The following is an 18,608-nucleotide window of genomic DNA, read 5'->3' on the forward strand; positions in this document are numbered from 1 at the left end:
TCACAAGAGAGCGATGGCTCATACTTTCAGTAACACAAAACCGTTTGTACTATTTGTCTTCTATTTCGCTAGCAAGATCATTCACATGAATATGGCGAACGTCGACACCTTTAACCATAAAGATTAAATGCTGACAAGTGTAACGCGCATGATCACCAATGCGTTCAAGTGAACGAAGTACCCAAATCACATTAATCACACGTGAAATACTACGCGGATCTTCCATCATGTAGGTTACCAATGATCGCATGGCCGTATTATACTCTTGGTCTACAAGACGGTCTTGTTTGGCGACTTTGATGGCCGCATCAATGTCAAGACGAGCATAAGCATCCAATGTGTCATGAATCATACGTGACACCATTTGACCAATTCGGTTGATCTCCACATACCCGCGTGGAGATTCCCCTTCATTAACCAAGTTCAAGGTAAGATTAGCGATTTTCTTCGCTTCATCACCAATGCGCTCTAATTCACTCACGGCTTTGCTGATAGATAAAATCATGCGTAAATCAGACGCTGCTGGCTGGCGTTTCGCTAAAATTCGTCGGCATTCTTCGTCAATCAGACCGTCTAGCTGATTCACTGTCACATCTTTATCTTTCACGTCTTCGGCCAAAGAGCCATTGCTTTCGAGCAAAGCTTGAACCGCATACTGTACCTGGGTCTCTACTACCCCACCCATGGTCAAAAAGTGTTGGCGTAGCATTTCTAGCTCATGATTAAACTGCTTAGAAATATGATCCGTTGTTAACTCTTTCATAATGCGTCCTCCCTCTAGCCGTAGCGACCCGTGATGTAGTCTTCTGTTTGCTGCTTACTTGGATTCGTAAATAAAGAGTTGGTATCACCAAACTCGATCAAATCCCCCATGTACATAAACGCCGTATAATCAGACACACGCGCCGCCTGCTGCATATTGTGAGTCACAATCGCAATGGTGAACTCGTTCTTCAACTCATGAATCAATTCTTCAATCTTCAAGGTTGAAATTGGATCCAATGCCGACGCTGGCTCATCCAACAAAAGGACTTCTGGTTTTACCGCAACCGTGCGCGCAATCACCAAACGCTGCTGCTGACCACCAGACATACCCAACGCACTTTCGTGTAGACGATCTTTTACTTCGTCCCATAACGCGGCAGAGCGCAATGCCCATTCGACGGTTTCGTCTAAAAGACGTTTTTTATTAATGCCTTGAATACGCAAGCCATAAGCGACGTTCTCGTAAATACTTTTTGGGAATGGGTTGGGCTTTTGAAACACCATACCAACGCGACGACGCAGCTCTGCCACATCGGTTCCTTTGGCATAAATATTTTGGTCACGTAGATTGATTTCACCCGTAATACGGCAGCCATCGACCAAATCGTTCATGCGATTAAAACAGCGCAATAAAGTCGATTTACCACAACCAGATGGTCCGATAAATGCTGTTACCTTTTTCTCAGGGATAATCATATTTACCCCTTTTAGCGCTTCTTTTTCACCGTAATAAAGGTGCAAATCATTCACCGCAAGGCAAACGGTTTCATTCTCAATGCGCAATGCCTGTTGGCTGCGCTGTAATGCTGAAATATCGATAGAGTGTGTTTTTACGTCGCTCATAATAGTCTCTTCTTAGCCGCTTACATTTCCAGCGATTTGTATTTTTCACGTAAATGGTTACGAATCGTTACTGCTGATAGGTTAAGCAAAGCAATAACAATCACGAGCAATAAGGCCGTTGCGTACACAAGAGGTCGTGCCGCTTCCACATTCGGACTTTGGAAACCAACGTCGTAAATATGAAACCCTAAATGCATGAATTTTTGGTCTAAATGGATGTAAGGGTAATTGCCATCTAACGGCAATGATGGCGCGAGTTTCACCACACCCACCAACATCAATGGCGCCACTTCACCGGCCGCTCGAGCGACAGCAAGAATAACACCCGTCATGATCGCAGGGCTTGCCATCGGCAACACCACACGCCATAACGTTTCCGCTTTCGTTGCGCCCAGTGCCAAGCTCCCCTCACGAACATTGCGAGGAATACGAGACAATCCTTCTTCGGTCGCCACAATCACCACAGGAACTGTTAAGAGAGCCAGTGTGATAGATGCCCACATTAAACCACCGGTACCAAATGTTGGTGACGGTAAGGCTTCAGGGAAGAACGCTTGGTCAATGCCTGACCCTAGGAAGTAAATAAAGAAACCTAAGCCAAACACACCATAAACAATAGACGGCACGCCTGCTAAGTTGTTTACCGCGATGCGAATAATGCGAGTCACCCAACCTTGCGATGCGTATTCACGCAAATACACGGCAGCCACCACACCAAACGGTGTGACCAAGACAGTCATCAACAACACCATCATCACCGTACCGAAAATAGCAGGGAACACACCACCTTCTGTATTGGCTTCACGAGGCTCATCCGACAAAAACTCCCACAATTTAGTAAAGTAGAAACTCATCTTCTGACCGACGTTCATCGAGTTTGCACGGTAAGCATGAACAATTTTGGCGACTGGCATTTCGTGCTCAGTACCATCCATCACTTGTACCACAAAAGTATCGCGATTAATTTGAGCATAAAGGTCGATCAAGCTCTGCTGTAGCCCTTTGTACTCTTCATCGTATTGACTGCGTTCTACTGCAAGGTCCGCTTCCGCCGCTGGCGTTAACTTACCTTCAAGTTCAAGACGACGCTGCGTAAGACGAATACGTTCAAGGGCATAGTTGATCTTGCCGATGTCGCCTTTCTCAATGTCACTAATGTTGTCGTGAATCCTTTCCACACGTTCAATACTTTTCTCAAACGTGTTCCACGTCGCTATAGCAGACTCGGTAGGCATTAGATCATTGGTTTGAGAAGCAATTTTTCCGTCTTCCTTAACGGCTTTTAAGTAACCGTACAAATTCCCCCACTCGCGACGCTCCGCCGTAAATAGCATCTCTGGACGCTGAGTTTTCGTAAGGTACTCATCGATTACCCAACGAAAATCTGAACCGTACACATCACGGTTACCCGTTTTCATCAAAGTACGCTGCATCAACTGATGCTTGTCAGGAATATCAATTCCCGCTCCACGCAACTGCGCAGCAGATACCTCAACACTTTCTACCCGTTCCGCCACGATGTTGTATTCAGATTCACCCGGCAAAGCGTAATGAGACTCCACAACGTCCGCAGGCCAAAAATGCCCTAAACCACGTACCGCAATCAGTAATAACAAACCAAGCACCATGATGACTGAAATCGCCACAGCACCAGCATTTAGCCACACCCATGGATCACCTGATTTGACCCATTCGGATACGGATTTTTTCTTCATTTTCATCTCAGTACTCATTATAGCGACCCGTATTTTTTGCGTAGGTGCTGACGCACGGTTTCGGCGATTGTGTTCACGATAAAGGTGAAGATAAAGAGCACAAATGCCGCTAAGAACAAGATACGATAGTGAGAACTTCCCACTTCAGATTCTGGCACTTCCACCGCCAAGTTGGCCGCTAAAGTCCGCATTCCTTCAAAAATATTCACGTCCATAATTGGCGTATTACCCGTTGCCATCAAGACAATCATGGTTTCACCAACTGCGCGTCCCATACCAATCATGATCGCAGAGAAAATCCCTGGGCTTGCGGTTGGTAAGACAACACGTGTCATGGTTTGCCAGTAGGTTGCACCCAATGCCAATGATCCTTGAGTTAACGATTTTGGCACACTAAAAATGGCATCTTCGGTAATAGAGAAAATTGTTGGGATAACCGCAAAGCCCATCGCAAAACCCACCACCAGCGCATTACGTTGGTCGAAAGTGATGCCCAGATCATTAGTGATCCAGCCTCGAACGTTACCGTCAAAGACGTTCAATTCAACGATCGGGCTCAACGCTAAACAGAACCACGCAAGGAAAACGACCACAGGAATCAACACCAACGGTTGCCAACCTTCAGGTACCAGCCATCGAATTTGCTGAGGTAAGCGAGACCAAATGTAGGCAAAAAGGAGAATACCGACCGGTAATATCACCAAAATACTGAAAGTAGCCACTAGGTTCTCTTCCAGAAAAGGCGCGAAGAACAACCCCGCTAAGAAGCCCAAAATAACCGTAGGCAAAGCTTCCATCAACTCGATCACAGGCTTGATCTTACGACGCAGCGCTGGCGCCATAAAATAAGCGGTGTAAATCGCACCACAAATCGCCAATGGCACCGCCATCAACATGGCGTAGAATGCGGCTTTTAAAGTACCAAATGCCAATGGCATCAAGCTGTATTTTGGTTCAAAATCGTTATTTGCTGCAGAAGACTGCCAGGTGTAAGTCGGCTCTTGATAGCCTTCGTACCACACTTTGCCCCACAAAGAAGACCAAGACACTTCTGGGTGTTCATTGTCCACACGGAAGAAATGCAAACCTTTGCTGTCTTCCAACAGTAAGCCATTCGCACGCGGTGCAAAGCTGATTAGTCGAGCGCTATTATCACTCAATTTCTCATTAAGAACTTGGCGAGTAGAAGTGGCATTGTAAATCGCCACCAAACCGCGCTCATCCAACGTAGCAAAACCTTTACGACGTTGCTCCATCGCCAAATCAACTAAGGCAACAGGTTGTTTAACATCACGAATAAAAGTGAGTTTTTCTTCGTTGGTCTCATCATTTCGAACATTAAACCACTGGCTCACACGACCAGAGGAATCCGCCACCATGATAGAAGACTTGCCCAATAAATAGCTCATTGAAACCAGCTTAGTGGCGTCGTCTTTAAACAAGGACAGTTCATTTTTCAGTTCGATGTTATCGAAATCACGCAGATCAAATTCACTCATCGCACCAGAACGTGTTGCCACATAAAGGTAACGCTGATTACCACTCAGCAACATGCTGGCCACATCAGGAACAAACGGTAACGGTTCGCTTTGCTCGCTCAGTTCCACTTCTTCGGTGATAAAATTAACGTCCTTAGTCACCTTAGTAATGGCACTGCTCGTATCGCCAATCGCAGCCATGGTTAGACTGTCGCTGCCATCACGAAGTGTCAGTTTTCTGATCGCAAAATCAGTAACGTCAACGGCATCTTCACCATAAGGGTATTCAACAACGGGAGTGATTTTACGTTTACTATCTGGGTAGGAGATACGGTAATCGTGTTTCACAATTAACGCTTTACCGTCTTCATAACCAAACGCCATCAAACGACTGGTATCGGATTCAACAGCAAAGGCGGTGACTTTTTCAGTACGAAGGTTTTTAACCGTGTCGATCACGCTGCCATCCGCAACAGAGAAGAACACAATACTGCCATTACTCGTCACTCGCATGCCGACTTCAGCTTGTTCTTCTGTCGTTAAGTAGAGACTTTCACCTTGATCTTCTGCTGGTAGCGTATAACTGGCCTCAGCATCAATACTAGCGCTTGAGAACAAAGGCGCCACTTCGTAGAGTAAATAGAAGCAAATGAGCAGCACAGCCAAAATAACACTGCTGCCTCCCACGGCAATACCCATTCCAGCCATACGGTCTTTCAGGGCGCGAATTTTACGATGACGCTTTAAAGCTGGTGTATTGAAATCCAGTTCAGGCATCTGATGGTCAGTTGATTTAGTCATCCGCATTCATCTTTGTTGTGTGACATTTTTTTATGTGACAGTAGTGTGACAGCCTACTGCACAGAGAAAAGCAGGAGAGCGTTTCGGCCCTCCTACTTTAAGCATCTCATCCGTAAGCTCGCTACAGCGTTGCTTAGTTAATACCTAGATCTTTTAGGTACTTGTTCGCTACTTTTGCTGGTAGAGGTACATAACCGTCTTTTACGACAACCTCTTGGCCCATTTTAGAAAGGACCATTTTAACAAACTCACGCTGCAACGGTGCAAGTGGCTTGTTAGGTGCTTTGTTTACATAAACGTATAAGAAGCGAGATAGAGGATATTTACCCGTTGCCGCGTTCTCAATCGTTGCGTCAATGAACGCGCCGCCTTCTTTCTTAGTTAACGCCACTGCACGTACTGAAGACGTTTTGTAACCGATTCCAGAGTAACCAATACCATTAAGAGAAGTAGAAACAGACTGAACAACAGACGCAGAACCTGGTTGCTCATTTACACTGTTTTTGAAGTCACCTTTAAAAAGCGCGTGCTCTTTAAAGTAACCATAAGTACCAGATACTGAGTTACGACCAAACAATTGAATGTCACGGTTCGCCCAAGCGCCCGTTAGACCAGTTTTACCCCAGTTAGTGATATCTTCGCTGTGACCACCTTTACGAGTAGAAGAGAAGATCGCATCCACTTCTGGAAGTGACAAACCTTTGATTGGGTTATCTTTATGTACGAAAACCGCTAGTGCATCAATCGCTACTGGAACCGCGGTTGGCTTATAGCCGTATTTTTTCTCAAAAGAAGCGATTTCTTTGTCTTTCATCATACGAGACATAGGACCGAAGTTTGATGTACCTTCCGTCAATGCTGGTGGCGCAGTAGAAGAACCGGCCGCTTGAATTTGAATGTTTACATTTGGGTATAGACGCTTGAAGTCTTCAGCCCACAATGTCATCAAGTTCGCTAGAGTATCAGAGCCAACACTTGAAATATTTCCTGAAACGCCGCTTGCCTTGTTGTAAGACATTAAATTTGAATCAACATCGGCAAAAGCGTTAAAAGAAACGCCTACTGCTGCTGTCATTGCTAAACCTGCAACTAGTTTTTTCATCACATAAACCTCAGTGGTTATAGTCAAATATTTATGGGCAAGTGCCCATAGCTCGTTCGATAGAGCTACTATAAAAAAGTCTTGTGACAAAAATGTTACACAATGAAATATTTCAAAAAAAGTTTTTGGGGATTTAAGAAACAGGCTAAAGGGATCATATCGGCTCCCACAACTTTCGGACTTCTCACAACAGGTAAGTCTGCATTTAAAGATACATCTGTTGAGATAAATCCCAACCCACAGGACCCGAAAATTACGAGTCATTTAATGATGATATGCTCCCAATCAATCAAAGCTAATCCATACCTTACGCTCTTAAAAGAGACCTTTTACTTTTTTTCAAAAAATTAAGTTTTTCGGATCTGGTCAAAAACTACCCACTTAGTAGAGCGGGAAAAGTAATAAACCACCTATCCCTAACCCTCAGCCTGAAGTAAAGGGAGTGAACTGAGTGCTTAAATCGTATGAACTCCCTATTTCAGAGCCGTTTTATACGATAAAGGCGTCGAAGGCCTTTATGTAGACGCCTGCAATATTCCCAAGCGTGGCGTTATCCAATAGACTAGCCGTCCGGATTAAGTCCACTAGAGACACATCCGATAATAATGATTAAAACTGTGGGTACTTTAATGTTTAACAAACTGGTCTGTTCCGCTGAGGCCGTTTCCTATTACACGGGGAAATGTGTTGCTTGGCTTACGTTAGCGATGATGCTAATTACCTGTCTCATCGTACTGTTGCGCTATGGTTTTGATATTGGCTCTATCGCGCTACAAGAATCTGTCCTTTATCTTCACGCGATGGTTTTTATGCTGGGCGCGGCTTATACCTTTAAAGACGATGAACACGTTCGTGTTGATGTTTTTTATCGCGATTTTTCTGCCTCTAAAAAAGCATGGGTCAATATCATTGGCGGTATCTTCTTTCTATTACCTTTTACGCTTTATACCGCGTATTTAAGTATGGATTACGTTAGTGCGTCTTGGCGCGTATTCGAAACGTCTCCAGAACCAGGCGGTTTGCCTTTCGTGTATCTACTAAAGACTCTGATTCCGATGATGATGATTAGTCTGATCATTCAAGGGACGGCCGATATCCTGAAAAATATTGGCGTTGTAAATGCGGCTCGTACCGCTAAAGGACAGAACTAATGGCTGAATTTATCCCTTTATGGCTCTTTGCCGGCGTTTGTGTCTGCTTATTATTTGGCTACCCTGTGGCGTTTTCACTGGGCGGCACCGCGTTGATTTTTGCGGCGGTGGGTTCCTTTTTTGGCACTTTTGATGGTGTTTTTCTAGAAGCGTTACCCAATCGTTTGTTCGGTATTGTCGGCAATGAAACCCTCATGGCGGTGCCTCTCTTTGTCTTAATGGGTGTTCTGCTAGAAAAATCGAAGCTGGCTGAGAAGTTGCTCGATTCCATGGCGATGCTATTTGGTACCTTGCGTGGCGGTTTGGGCATTTCGGTTATTTTGGTCGGCATGCTGCTGGCCGCGAGTACCGGTATTGTCGGTGCGACGGTGGTTACCATGGGCATGATTTCGCTACCGACTATGTTGCGCCGTGGCTATGATCCAGCGTTAGCGGCAGGTACCATTTGCGCAACCGGTACATTGGGCCAAATCATTCCGCCGTCTATTGCGTTGGTTTTATTGGGCGATGTGATGTCCAATGCGTTCCAGAAAGCGCAGTTGGAAATGGGTATTTTTTCACCAAAAACAGTTTCTGTAGGCGACCTATTTATTGGTGCGCTGATTCCTGGATTGATCCTTGTTGGTCTCTACATTCTTTACGTCATCGTCGTAGCGTGGTTACAGCCTCACAAGGCACCCGCGGTGTCACGTGAAGAATTACGCAATGGCTCTACGGAACCTCTCGCAATACAAATTATAAAAGGCTTATTACCGCCTTTGGTGCTTATTTTTGCGGTGCTAGGTTCTATCCTAAGCGGTATTGCCACACCAACAGAAGCGGCAGGCGTTGGGGCATTAGGCGCGGCGTTGTTGGCGTGGGGAAGCGGCAAACTTAGTTTTCCAACCTTAAAAGAAGCCGTGCATTCGACCACGAAAGTGACCTGCATGGTGTTCATGATCCTCATCGGTGCGTCGCTTTTCTCCTTGGTATTCCGTGGCTTTGGTGGCGAAGAGTTGATTCAAGACTTCTTCTCTCAACTTCCTGGCGGTGTTGTCGGCGCTATGATTGTGGTTATGTTGCTAATGTTTTTCCTTGGCTTCATTTTAGACTTCATTGAAATTACCTTCGTCGTGGTACCGATTGTTGCGCCGGTTTTACTCGCAATGGGCCTAGATCCAGTTTGGTTAGGCATAATGATGGCAATCAATTTACAAACGTCTTTCCTAACGCCGCCATTTGGCTTTGCTCTGTTTTACTTACGCGGCGTAGCACCACCAGAACTTAAGACCCAGTCAATTTACAAAGGCGTATTGCCATTTATTTTGATTCAGCTTTTCGTGCTATTAATGTTATCGATCTGGCCTGAACTGGCAACCTGGTTACCAGAACAAGTCTATGCAAACTGATAAACGAAGTGACTTTTGACATAGCAAAAAAAGACACTCATTAAGTAAGGACAAAAATATGAAAGCAATGCAAATGAAAGACTACGGTCCAGCCAGCGATTTAACGCTGGCAGACGCCAGTAAACCGAGCATTAATGAAGATCAAATGTTGGTTCAAGTTGGCGCAGCGGGTGTAAACCCCGTCGATACCTACATTCGCTCAGGCACCAATAATTACAAAACGACGTTTCCCCATACACCGGGTTCTGACGGTGCAGGCACCATTGTTGAGGTGGGCAAAAATGTCACCGAGTTTGAGGTGGGTCAGCGCGTTTACTTTAGCCGTAACCTTGGCGGTTCTTCGGCAGAATTCACTGTGTGTGCAGCGACTCATACTTATCCTTTGGCCGATGCCTTGTCGTTCGAAGAAGGCGCGTGTTTAGGCGTACCTTACACTACGGCTCATCGTGCTTTGTTTGGCCGAGCCAATGCCAAAGCAGGCGATAAAGTCTTAGTCCATGGTGCGACCGGTGCGGTTGGCATTGCGACGGTTCAATTAGCGTTAGCGGCAGGTATGGATGTGGTGGCCAGTGCCGGCACAGAAGCAGGCGCAGATTTATTGCGCCAACAAGGCGTTACAACCGTCATCATGCACAATGAAGCCGATCACCTTGCGCCTTTCCAAACGTTAGCCAGCGGTTTCGACATCGTCATTGAGATGCTCGCTAACCATAACTTGGACCAAGATTTAAAAGCCTTGGCCTTTGGTGGTTGCGTGGCGGTCATTGGTAACCGTGGCACGGTTGAGATTAACCCTCGTGATTTAATGGCCCGTGATGCGTCTGTGGTTGGTGTTGCGTTGGCCAATGTGCAGCCAAAAGAGCTCGCCTTGATCGCGAAGTCTTTGCGCCCTCTTTTTGAAAAAGGCGTATTGAAACCTGTGGTTCGTCATAGCTACGCATTAACGGAACTAGCACAAGCCCATGAAGACGTTCTAAAGTCTGGTGCATTGGGCAATCTTGTCATTCGTATTGGCGAGTAGTAAGTACGCACTTTGGTAAACTCGACGCGTTGATAAGACAAAACGTCGAGTTTGCTTTCCCTACCTATTTATCTGATTATCCCGCCCTCAAAGTAGTAAAAACACCCTAAAGTCGGATATCTTCAAAAAAATACGCTACTAAAGCGTCTATAAGGCCGCTATACTTTCCCTCTTAATCTATCCAAAAGGCACATTTTGACTCAGCCTGATTCCGACGTTTTCAGCCTGCCGAATGAAGCGGATATCCATGATCACGACTTTCATCAATTGGTGGTCGTATTAGATGGCAATACCGATTTTGATATTCAAGGCAAAGGCAAGCAGCTGCATACTGGCGAAGGGTGTATCCTTCCGTCAGAGAACAGCCATGCGTTTGCGGGTCTGGGTGATAATCGCATCATGGTGATTAACCTGCCTATTCCACCGCAAAAAGGCATTACCGACGAAGAATATGAAATTGTGTCCCGCTTGTTTGATCAAGCGGCGTATTTTCAGTTAAATCCGCGCTTACAAATCTTAGCCTCGGCATTATCCGGCGAATTACAACAATACCCAAATGACATGATCTTAGCCCGAGCGTGTGGCAACACGTTACTCAGTGCCATTCGTCATCAAATCAACAACAAAGACGTTCGCACTCGAGGTAATCATCTTGATATCGATAAACTCGATCAATTTATTGAGCTCAACTTGTCGCGTCGTGTCCACATCGACCAACTCGCTAATTTTTGCTTTTTGAGTGTCAGCCAATTTCACGAGCGTTTTAAAGATAGAATAGGCATGACACCTCATCAGTACTTGATGCGAAAACGTTTAGAACGCGCTCAATCGCTATTAAGAGAAGGCCATCCACCCATTCAAGTCGCCGAAATGTGCGGGTTTTCGAGTCAAAGTGCGATGACTAATGTTTTTTCTCAAACGCTTTCCATCACCCCCTTAAAATACCAGAAGCAATTTGGTGGCCGCTAACGTGTCTTTTCTTCCACGTTAATAAAATTTCTCGCTCGTCATCTTTTCTCTCTCTTTCCCTTTATATCGACACAAAAACACGCCATCTTTTAATGTATTCTGAATAAGTCGGACTTTCTTATAAAAAAAAACGACTTTTTCGAAAGACACTTTATCCCTTCTGTCACTAAAGTGTCAGCATTATCCAGATATGCGCTTTTCATTTTTTACCTGATGAAAAATAGTCAAAAAAGCGTTTAATGCTCTATAACAATATGCGCGGCCTTAATAAAAAGCCATGCAGCTTTTTATGTTAACGCGGGAGAGTCCAACCATGTTTAAAGCGATTGAGGTGTTACAACCTAACTTTATTCAGCGACCACTTAATGAATTGTGGCAGCTGATTTCCCCTCTTTATAAGATGGATGAAGAAAAGTGGTTGAAAGAGTTATTACCGTTAGCAAAACCAACAGACGAAGCGCTCGCAGACCACACTAATGCGGCTTCTAAGCTGATTGCTGAAGTTCGTAATGATGACGATAGCATGTCAATGATTGACGCTTTACTGTTGGAATACAGTCTAGACACCAAAGAAGGTATTTTGTTGATGTGTTTGGCTGAAGCGCTCATGCGTGTACCAGACAAAGAAACCGCAGACGCTTTCATTAAAGACCGTTTGAGTGTGGCCGACTGGGCTTCTCACGCTAAGAATTCTGATTCCTTTTTTGTTAATGCATCCACATGGGGTCTCTTGTTGACAGGCAAAATCGTCACCATGGACGAAAACCAAGACGGCACACCCGCTAATCTTGTTAATCGTATGGTAAACCGTGTTTCTGAGCCTGTGATTCGTAAAGCGATGAACCAAGCGATGAAAATTATGGGACATCAGTTTGTTTTAGGCCGCAACATCACAGAAGCCTTGTCTCGTGGTAAAAGCTACCGAGACAAAGGTTACACCTACTCTTTTGATATGTTGGGCGAAGCGGCATTAACCGCCGCAGACGCCGATAAATACCTCAAGTCTTACGAGCAAGCCGTCGAGTCTGTAGGCAAAGATACCTACAGCAAAGGCCACCGCCCTACAATCTCTATTAAGCTATCTGCCCTTCACCCTCGTTATGAAGTGGGTTGTGAAGAGCGTGTGATGACCGAGCTTTTTGACAGCGTTAAAGGCTTAATCACTAAGGCTCGAGCCTTGAACGTCGGCATTACTATCGATGCGGAAGAAGCAGATCGCCTAGAACTTTCTTTGCACTTATTTGAAAAACTTTATTGTGACGAAGCAACGAAAGGCTGGGGATTATTTGGCATAGTCGTTCAGGCTTACTCAAAGCGCGCACTGCCTGTTTTGGTATGGTTGGCAGCACTTGCTAAACAACATGGTGATCGAGTGCCTGTTCGCCTTGTAAAGGGCGCTTATTGGGATTCTGAAATTAAACTTTGCCAACAACGCGGCATTGATGGTTATCCTGTTTACACACGCAAAGAATCGACCGATGTGTCTTACCTAGCGTGCGCTCACTTCTTACTCAGCGAGCACACTCGCGCGAATATCTTTCCACAGTTTGCCAGCCATAATGCGCACACCATTGCGACCATTAATTGCATCGCAACACAATTGGGCGCAACGACAAAAGAATTCGAGTTCCAACGCTTACACGGCATGGGCGATGCGCTTTATAACCGCTTAATCAAAGACAGCGACATCTGCGTACGTATTTACGCGCCGGTCGGTAGTCACAAAGACTTGCTTCCTTACTTGGTGCGTCGTCTGTTAGAAAATGGCGCCAACAGCTCATTCGTACACCGTTTGATCGACGCCAGCTACCCAATTGCGGATTTGATCGATCACCCAGTGACGACGCTAGAAAGTCGAAAATCACTGGCGAATCCTCATATCAGCCTACCATCTAGCTTGTTTGATGATCGTAAGAACTCATTTGGACCCAATATTGAGATCGATTCTGACTGGGCACCGTTCAAAGCTAAAATCGACGTTTTCATGGGACAAGACACCCAATGGCGCGCTTTCCCTATCGTCGGTGGCGAAAAAGTGGAAACGGGACACACTCACGCGGTACTTAGTCCTTACGATCACAGTGAGTCAGCGGGTCAAATTGACTGGGCAGACACAACCACCGTCACAAAAGCCATTGACCTTGCGGAAGCGGCTTTCCCTGCGTGGTCTACTCGTCCAGCGACGGAACGTGCTGATTGCCTAGACAAAATGGCAGACTTGATGGAAGAAAACTACGCAGAACTGATGGCACTTTGCCACCGTGAAGCGGGTAAAACCATTCAAGACAGCATCGATGAAGTACGCGAGGCCGTCGACTTCTGCCGCTACTACGCGCAACAAGCACGCAGTCATTTTGCGACGCCAGCGACTTACACAGATTTCTTAGGACAAGAAAAACACGCCAAGCTAAATGGCCGTGGCGTTTTTACTTGTATCAGCCCTTGGAACTTCCCATTGGCGATTTTCACCGGCCAAATCGTGGCGGCACTTGTGGTTGGTAACACCGTAGTGGCAAAACCAGCGGAACAAACCAGTTTGATCGCCTTTCGTGCCATTGAGTTATTACATCAAGCAGGCGTACCAGCCGATGTTCTGCATCTTCTACCGGGCGATGGCGCGACGGTTGGTGCTCCGCTCACCAGCGACAAACGCATTGCAGGTTTGGCGTTCACGGGCTCGACCGGCACGGCACAATTGATTAACCGCACACTCGCGGCACGTGGCGTGGCGCCTGTGCCTATCATCGCAGAAACCGGCGGTCAAAACGCAATGTTGGTGGACTCTACGTCATTACCAGAGCAAGTCGTACGTGATGCTGTTCGTTCTGCTTTCGCGTCAGCTGGTCAACGTTGTTCCGCATTGCGTGTCTTGTTCGTACAAGAAGACATTGCCGATCGAGTTATTCCGATGATCAAAGGTGCGATGCAAGAACAGTCTGTAGGCTTGCCGTATTTACACAGCACAGATGTGGGTCCAGTTATCGATAAAAAAGCTCAAACCATGTTGCTAGAACACATCGAACACATGACAAAAGAAGCCAAGCTGATTGCTCAATCAGAACTGCCATCATTTGCAAACAAAGGCACGTATGTTGCGCCAACGGCATTTGAAATTGCCAGTATCGATCAGCTTACCGATGAAAAATTCGGCCCAATTCTTCACGTTGTACGCTACAAAGCACGCGACTTAGACAAGATCATTGATACGATTAACAACTCAGGGTTTGGTCTGACGTTAGGCGTTCATAGCCGTAATGAAACCACCTGTGCTCGTATTGCAAGCCGAGCTCGCGTGGGTAACTTGTACATCAACCGAGATCAAGTTGGTGCTGTTGTTGGCGTTCAGCCTTTTGGTGGACAAGGCATGTCTGGTACTGGCCCGAAAGCCGGTGGCCCGCACTATCTACAACGCTTCGCCATTGAGCAAGACCTTTAAGGGGAGACACTATTATGACAATCGTACAACCTATCCAAATTCAGGTCGCTCAAAAAGTCTTCGAATCATGGGACAAGATTGGGGTAAATGGTCGAGCGGAAAAGCTGCTTAACACGCTGGTGTCGTTTTCTAATGAAGAAAAGAAAATGGCCGCTTGGCAGATCAATAATGCACAAAAAGAAATAGCTGAAACTCGCGTGATGCCTGGTCCAACCGGTGAACGAAACGAGCTATCAAACCAAGGCCGTGGCCCGTTCCTCTGCATGTCTTTCGTAGAAAGCGGCAAAGCAAAAGTCGGTTTAGTAGGTCAGGTATTTACCGCATTAATCGCTGGCAACCCGGTGATTACTGTTGGTCCAACGGGCCAAGAAATCATGGACCTGATTTCACCTTTCGTGCCAGAAGGCGTTATCCAAAATATCGCGGAGTCCGCACAAGACTCTTTGATTGAAGCCAATCACTTGGCTGGAATTGCAACGCTTTGCGACCCTATGCAAGCGCAATTGCTTAGCCAGCGTCTTGCAGCGAAAGGCGGTCTCATCTGTCAATTGATCGAAGAAGTCGACAGCGAGAACCTCAGTGTCATCGCCAAACCGCATTACTTACTGCGCTTTGTTACCGAACGCACTGTGTCGAACAACACCACAGCAATCGGCGGCAACGCTACCTTGCTTGAACTGGGTAGCATGAACGACTAAAACCTTCGCTGTAAGCTCTCGGTATTTAAAAAAACAGCCCTTCTTTGGACACAAAGTAGGGCTGTTTTTATTCCGGTAAAAGTGCATTTTCCCACGCTTTGAGAAAACGTCGTCGTTTCGAATTATCAAGGTAAACCATCAGGGCGGGCCCCAAAGGTATAGGGTGAAAATTGATAGTATGGTCTTGCAGCTTCTGTTGAGATAACAATGCGTCTATGTCGGGATTCAAGGCCACCAGCTCACTGTGCTTGGCAATGACCTCTTGCCCCTCCTTAGAGATCAAGAAACTCACAAAACGCTGTGCATTTAATTCATGCCTTGCGTGCTTTGATATGAAGACAGCTCGGCTAACAACAAGAGCATAGTCTTGCGGAATCACTACTCCAATTCGATTATCTCGCCTTTCACGAGCGAATGAATAAGAACCCAATAGATTATAACCAAAGATTAATTCTCCAGAAGCAAGACCATCTAACAGGCTTGAAGTCTGCCCAAATACCTTTGTATGCGCACGGCCTAAGCTTTCTTGTAAGCGTCCGCTGATACTGGAAGTGACTTCATCTTGCGTTGCAACAAGATAGCCAATGCCTGAGCGACGCGCATCATAAGACCCCACTTTATGGGCAAAAAAAGCATCTTCACTGCGCATGACACTGGCTAATGATTCGTGAGTAAGAGGAACAGGTTTGTTTTTAAACGCCGCTTTGTTATAGACAAAAACAATCGGCTCGTAAGTAAAGCCGATAACTTCATTGCGCCAATTAGCCCAACTGGGAAGTGTTTCAACAGCCGTATCCAAAACCGGTTGCGCATAACCATCATTAACAAGACGAACCTGAAGATCCATGGCAGAACTAATCACAACATCAGGCTGATCCTGCAAAGGGTTTGCTCTTATTGCCTTATCCAATTCTTGAGTATTAAACTCGCGATACACGACTTCCATATTAGGGTAATTCGCTCTAAACGCTGCAAGCACTGGCGCAATTGCATCCAAATCCGTTGCACTGTATATCGTTAGCTTATTGCTTTCCCATACCGAGGGCTCCGCAAAACTTGGACTAGAAAGCGTCATAAAAATAACGATCAATGCACTCATATTTTTCAACATAATGCGCTTCCTATTGTTAGATGTATTCGTGTTCTCAATCCGCCTAACGGGCTATCTTCTAAAAAAAAAGCCCCGCCGTGAGCTTCTGCGACACTGGCCACAATCGACAAACCCAAACCTGAGCCATTAAGATCATTCGCCAGTCGTTGGAAACGCGCTTTGGCTTTGTCTCTTAATTCATTTGGAATGCCAGGGCCTGCATCATCAATAATAATATCAAGACTGCGGCTATTGGATTGTAAAAAAATTTCAATCTGATTCTGTTCTGGTCCGTAATACACCGCATTCTCCAGCAAATTTCGAACCGCCTCCCGTAAGCTAATAGGGTCACCCATAACAAGAGGTAATGCTTGCTCACATTGATAAGAAAAATCGATCATTCTATGGGCGTTGTCTCGAACACACTCCGTTAACAACTGTTTCATAATAACCTCGACATTCATTTCTTCAATGATTTTCGTATCTCCCCGATGCACAACCATCGCGTGTGTCAGTAGCTGATTAGTTAACCGCGTTAGACGCACATGCTCTTCACGTATTTTGCTTAAATACTCTGGCAGTTCATCCACATTTTTGCTTTGGCTAGCGATATCAAGTTGGGCTTGTGTCGAACTTTGTGCCGTTCGAATTTGATGACTAGCATCCGCAATAAAGCGCTTCATGCTTGCTAAATTTGACAATAATTGAGCCTGATAATCATTGATTGCTTTAACCAAAGGAAAGACTTCTTGGATCGGTGTTGATTGAATCGGTTCTGCTGACAAAACAGAATGGGACACGAGTGTTTTTGAAATAGAACTAAGCGGTTCAAGCGCACGATTGATTGCAACCCAAAGCACAATCATGACAAATACCATAATGCCTAAAAGCACAGCAAAACTTCGATAAAGAATGTCATTCATCATTTGTTGCCGAGCTATTAACGTATGCGCAAGTACGACCGTTACCCAACCAGATACCGCTGGCTCAGACAGCCTTTTATGACGAACAACCACCCGAACATCCTCGGACAAATAATGCGCGTTATAAAACTTAAGATGAGATTCTCCCTTAAGTTTTTCAAACAAGGGCATATCTACGTAACCGGTAATGAGCTCTCCTTGCGTTCCCAACACCTGATAAAACACCTTATCTTGTGCTGCCAATTGCATCATTTCAAAAGCCGCATATGGCAAATCTAAATCCACTTTTTTACCATACACATGGAGCCCTTCCATGATCGATAAACTGGCACTATTTAGTAATCGATCATAAGAATAATTTGAAGCTTCACGCGCGTAATGCCAAACACCAATACTTAATATTAAAAAAATCGACAATAATAAAAAGGCCGAGCGAGTCAGCATTCGAAGACGTAACGAATAACTTTTCTCAATCATCGACATGAGCTAAATACCCTAAGCCACGAATGGTTTTAATAATCAACGTGGAGCCATCTAGTTGTTTTCGTAACCGCGTTAATGTCTGCTCTATAGCATTGGGTGTATACGCTTCATCGTAACGATAAAGACGATTAGATATATCGTCTTTGTTGAGCACACGATCAATGTTTTTTAAAAAAAGCTCTAACAACTGTAACTCTCTTGGCCGTAAATCTAGCGTTATATCACTTATTTTCGCCGAATGTGACGCTAAATTGTAGACTAAGTTACCACACCGAATTTCATTGCTGGCGCCGCCACGTCCACGACGATAAAGCGCACGGCACCGTGCTGCTAGCTCACGAAAATCAAATGGCTTCGCAAGATAATCATCCGCACCAAAGTCTAATGAACTCACTCTATCGTCTACTTCTGTTCGCGCTGTTAGCACAAGAACGGGGACGCGATTCCCTTGGTTGCGTAAGCTCTGCAAAAGCTGGAAACCGCTTTTTCCAGGTAAGTTAATGTCTAAAATCAGCAAGTCAAAATCATCAAACGACAAACTTGTCTCCGCTTTTTCAACTGAATCAATCCAGTCAATCGGATGACCTAAATTCCGAAAATAAATTCGAATCGAGTCAGCCAAACTTTCATTATCTTCAATCAATAACATACGCATGACGGAACCCTTTATCTTATTCTTGTCAGGTTAGTGTCAGTTTAAAGGAGTAGCTTTGCCAACTACTGTGCAACCTTGTACAGCAAAATA

14 protein-coding genes are annotated in these 18,608 nt (G+C 45.4%); 6 read left to right on the forward strand and 8 right to left on the reverse strand.

Annotated features, from left to right (window positions below):
• Nucleotides 1–49 precede the first annotated feature (49 nt).
• The 5 genes from phoU to MP3633_RS18650 all read right to left on the reverse strand — a co-directional run bounded on the left by phoU (nucleotide 50) and on the right by MP3633_RS18650 (nucleotide 6,704).
• Nucleotides 50–763, reverse strand: a complete 714-nt coding sequence (gene phoU / locus MP3633_RS18630; protein WP_112136001.1) for a phosphate signaling complex protein PhoU — start codon at nucleotides 761–763, stop codon at nucleotides 50–52.
• A gap of 14 nt (nucleotides 764–777) precedes the next feature.
• Nucleotides 778–1,608, reverse strand: a complete 831-nt coding sequence (gene pstB / locus MP3633_RS18635; protein ID WP_176336631.1) for a phosphate ABC transporter ATP-binding protein PstB — start codon at nucleotides 1,606–1,608, stop codon at nucleotides 778–780.
• Nucleotides 1,609–1,628: 20 nt separating this feature from the next.
• Nucleotides 1,629–3,329, reverse strand: coding sequence for a phosphate ABC transporter permease PstA (pstA, locus tag MP3633_RS18640; protein ID WP_176336632.1), 1,701 nt, complete (start codon nucleotides 3,327–3,329; stop codon nucleotides 1,629–1,631).
• An 11-nt stretch (nucleotides 3,330–3,340) separates the two neighbouring features.
• Entirely contained in the window at nucleotides 3,341–5,602 is a 2,262-nt protein-coding gene (locus MP3633_RS18645) for an ABC transporter permease subunit (protein WP_176336633.1), read from the reverse strand.
• A gap of 133 nt (nucleotides 5,603–5,735) precedes the next feature.
• The gene (locus MP3633_RS18650; protein ID WP_112136007.1) at nucleotides 5,736–6,704 is read right to left on the reverse strand and encodes a PstS family phosphate ABC transporter substrate-binding protein; all 969 of its coding nucleotides are present in this window, start codon (nucleotides 6,702–6,704) and stop codon (nucleotides 5,736–5,738) included.
• 629 nt (nucleotides 6,705–7,333) lie between these two features.
• Between MP3633_RS18650 and MP3633_RS18655 the strand changes: the two genes are divergently transcribed.
• The 6 genes from MP3633_RS18655 (at nucleotide 7,334) to MP3633_RS18680 (ending at nucleotide 15,367) form a co-directional block, all read left to right on the forward strand.
• Nucleotides 7,334–7,855: a TRAP transporter small permease subunit gene (locus MP3633_RS18655; protein WP_176336634.1), complete on the forward strand. Its 522-nt coding sequence runs from the start codon at nucleotides 7,334–7,336 to the stop codon at nucleotides 7,853–7,855.
• Entirely contained in the window at nucleotides 7,855–9,243 is a 1,389-nt protein-coding gene (locus MP3633_RS18660; protein ID WP_112136012.1) for a TRAP transporter large permease, read from the forward strand. Before MP3633_RS18655 ends, MP3633_RS18660 begins: the two co-directional genes overlap by 1 nt.
• Before the next feature lie 58 nt (nucleotides 9,244–9,301).
• Nucleotides 9,302–10,264 carry an NADPH:quinone reductase gene (locus MP3633_RS18665; RefSeq protein WP_176336635.1) on the forward strand — a complete coding sequence of 321 codons (963 nt, stop codon included), beginning with the start codon at nucleotides 9,302–9,304 and terminating at the stop codon, nucleotides 10,262–10,264.
• 195 nt (nucleotides 10,265–10,459) lie between these two features.
• On the forward strand, nucleotides 10,460–11,233 hold the full coding sequence (locus tag MP3633_RS18670; RefSeq protein ID WP_112136015.1) for a helix-turn-helix domain-containing protein: 774 nt from the start codon (nucleotides 10,460–10,462) through the stop codon (nucleotides 11,231–11,233).
• Nucleotides 11,234–11,546: 313 nt separating this feature from the next.
• Entirely contained in the window at nucleotides 11,547–14,669 is a 3,123-nt protein-coding gene (gene putA / locus MP3633_RS18675; protein ID WP_176336636.1) for a bifunctional proline dehydrogenase/L-glutamate gamma-semialdehyde dehydrogenase PutA, read from the forward strand.
• A gap of 14 nt (nucleotides 14,670–14,683) precedes the next feature.
• Nucleotides 14,684–15,367, forward strand: coding sequence for a 1-pyrroline-5-carboxylate dehydrogenase (locus MP3633_RS18680; protein WP_176336637.1), 684 nt, complete (start codon nucleotides 14,684–14,686; stop codon nucleotides 15,365–15,367).
• A 67-nt stretch (nucleotides 15,368–15,434) separates the two neighbouring features.
• Here the strand turns inward: MP3633_RS18680 and MP3633_RS18685 are convergent, their stop codons facing one another.
• From MP3633_RS18685 to MP3633_RS18695, 3 genes are read right to left on the reverse strand one after another with little or no spacing between them, the layout of a single operon-like run.
• The gene (locus MP3633_RS18685; protein ID WP_244959745.1) at nucleotides 15,435–16,478 is read right to left on the reverse strand and encodes an ABC transporter substrate-binding protein; all 1,044 of its coding nucleotides are present in this window, start codon (nucleotides 16,476–16,478) and stop codon (nucleotides 15,435–15,437) included.
• The gene (locus tag MP3633_RS18690) at nucleotides 16,472–17,863 is read right to left on the reverse strand and encodes a sensor histidine kinase (protein WP_176336638.1); all 1,392 of its coding nucleotides are present in this window, start codon (nucleotides 17,861–17,863) and stop codon (nucleotides 16,472–16,474) included. Before MP3633_RS18690 ends, MP3633_RS18685 begins: the two co-directional genes overlap by 7 nt.
• Nucleotides 17,850–18,518 carry a response regulator transcription factor gene (locus tag MP3633_RS18695; protein WP_176336639.1) on the reverse strand — a complete coding sequence of 223 codons (669 nt, stop codon included), beginning with the start codon at nucleotides 18,516–18,518 and terminating at the stop codon, nucleotides 17,850–17,852. The genes MP3633_RS18690 and MP3633_RS18695 overlap by 14 nt, the downstream gene beginning before the upstream one ends.
• Between the last annotated feature and the right edge of the window lie 90 nt (nucleotides 18,519–18,608).

It is taken from the genome of Marinomonas primoryensis, from assembly GCF_013372285.1.
Lineage (GTDB): Bacteria > Pseudomonadota > Gammaproteobacteria > Pseudomonadales > Marinomonadaceae > Marinomonas > Marinomonas primoryensis.

What these genes read in the sequence shown, in the direction of transcription:
- pstB (WP_176336631.1), bottom strand. Translation starts at nt 1,608, where the DNA reads ATGAGCGACGTAAAAACACACTCTATCGATATTTCAGCATTACAGCGC.
- MP3633_RS18685 (WP_244959745.1), bottom strand. Translation starts at nt 16,478, where the DNA reads ATGTTGAAAAATATGAGTGCATTGATCGTTATTTTTATGACGCTTTCT.
- MP3633_RS18680 (WP_176336637.1), top strand. Translation starts at nt 14,684, where the DNA reads ATGACAATCGTACAACCTATCCAAATTCAGGTCGCTCAAAAAGTCTTC.
- phoU (WP_112136001.1), bottom strand. Translation starts at nt 763, where the DNA reads ATGAAAGAGTTAACAACGGATCATATTTCTAAGCAGTTTAATCATGAG.
- MP3633_RS18690 (WP_176336638.1), bottom strand. Translation starts at nt 17,863, where the DNA reads ATGTCGATGATTGAGAAAAGTTATTCGTTACGTCTTCGAATGCTGACT.
- pstA (WP_176336632.1), bottom strand. Translation starts at nt 3,329, where the DNA reads ATGAAAATGAAGAAAAAATCCGTATCCGAATGGGTCAAATCAGGTGAT.
- MP3633_RS18695 (WP_176336639.1), bottom strand. Translation starts at nt 18,518, where the DNA reads ATGCGTATGTTATTGATTGAAGATAATGAAAGTTTGGCTGACTCGATT.
- MP3633_RS18645 (WP_176336633.1), bottom strand. Translation starts at nt 5,602, where the DNA reads ATGACTAAATCAACTGACCATCAGATGCCTGAACTGGATTTCAATACA.
- MP3633_RS18655 (WP_176336634.1), top strand. Translation starts at nt 7,334, where the DNA reads ATGTTTAACAAACTGGTCTGTTCCGCTGAGGCCGTTTCCTATTACACG.
- putA (WP_176336636.1), top strand. Translation starts at nt 11,547, where the DNA reads ATGTTTAAAGCGATTGAGGTGTTACAACCTAACTTTATTCAGCGACCA.
- MP3633_RS18650 (WP_112136007.1), bottom strand. Translation starts at nt 6,704, where the DNA reads ATGAAAAAACTAGTTGCAGGTTTAGCAATGACAGCAGCAGTAGGCGTT.
- MP3633_RS18660 (WP_112136012.1), top strand. Translation starts at nt 7,855, where the DNA reads ATGGCTGAATTTATCCCTTTATGGCTCTTTGCCGGCGTTTGTGTCTGC.
- MP3633_RS18665 (WP_176336635.1), top strand. Translation starts at nt 9,302, where the DNA reads ATGAAAGCAATGCAAATGAAAGACTACGGTCCAGCCAGCGATTTAACG.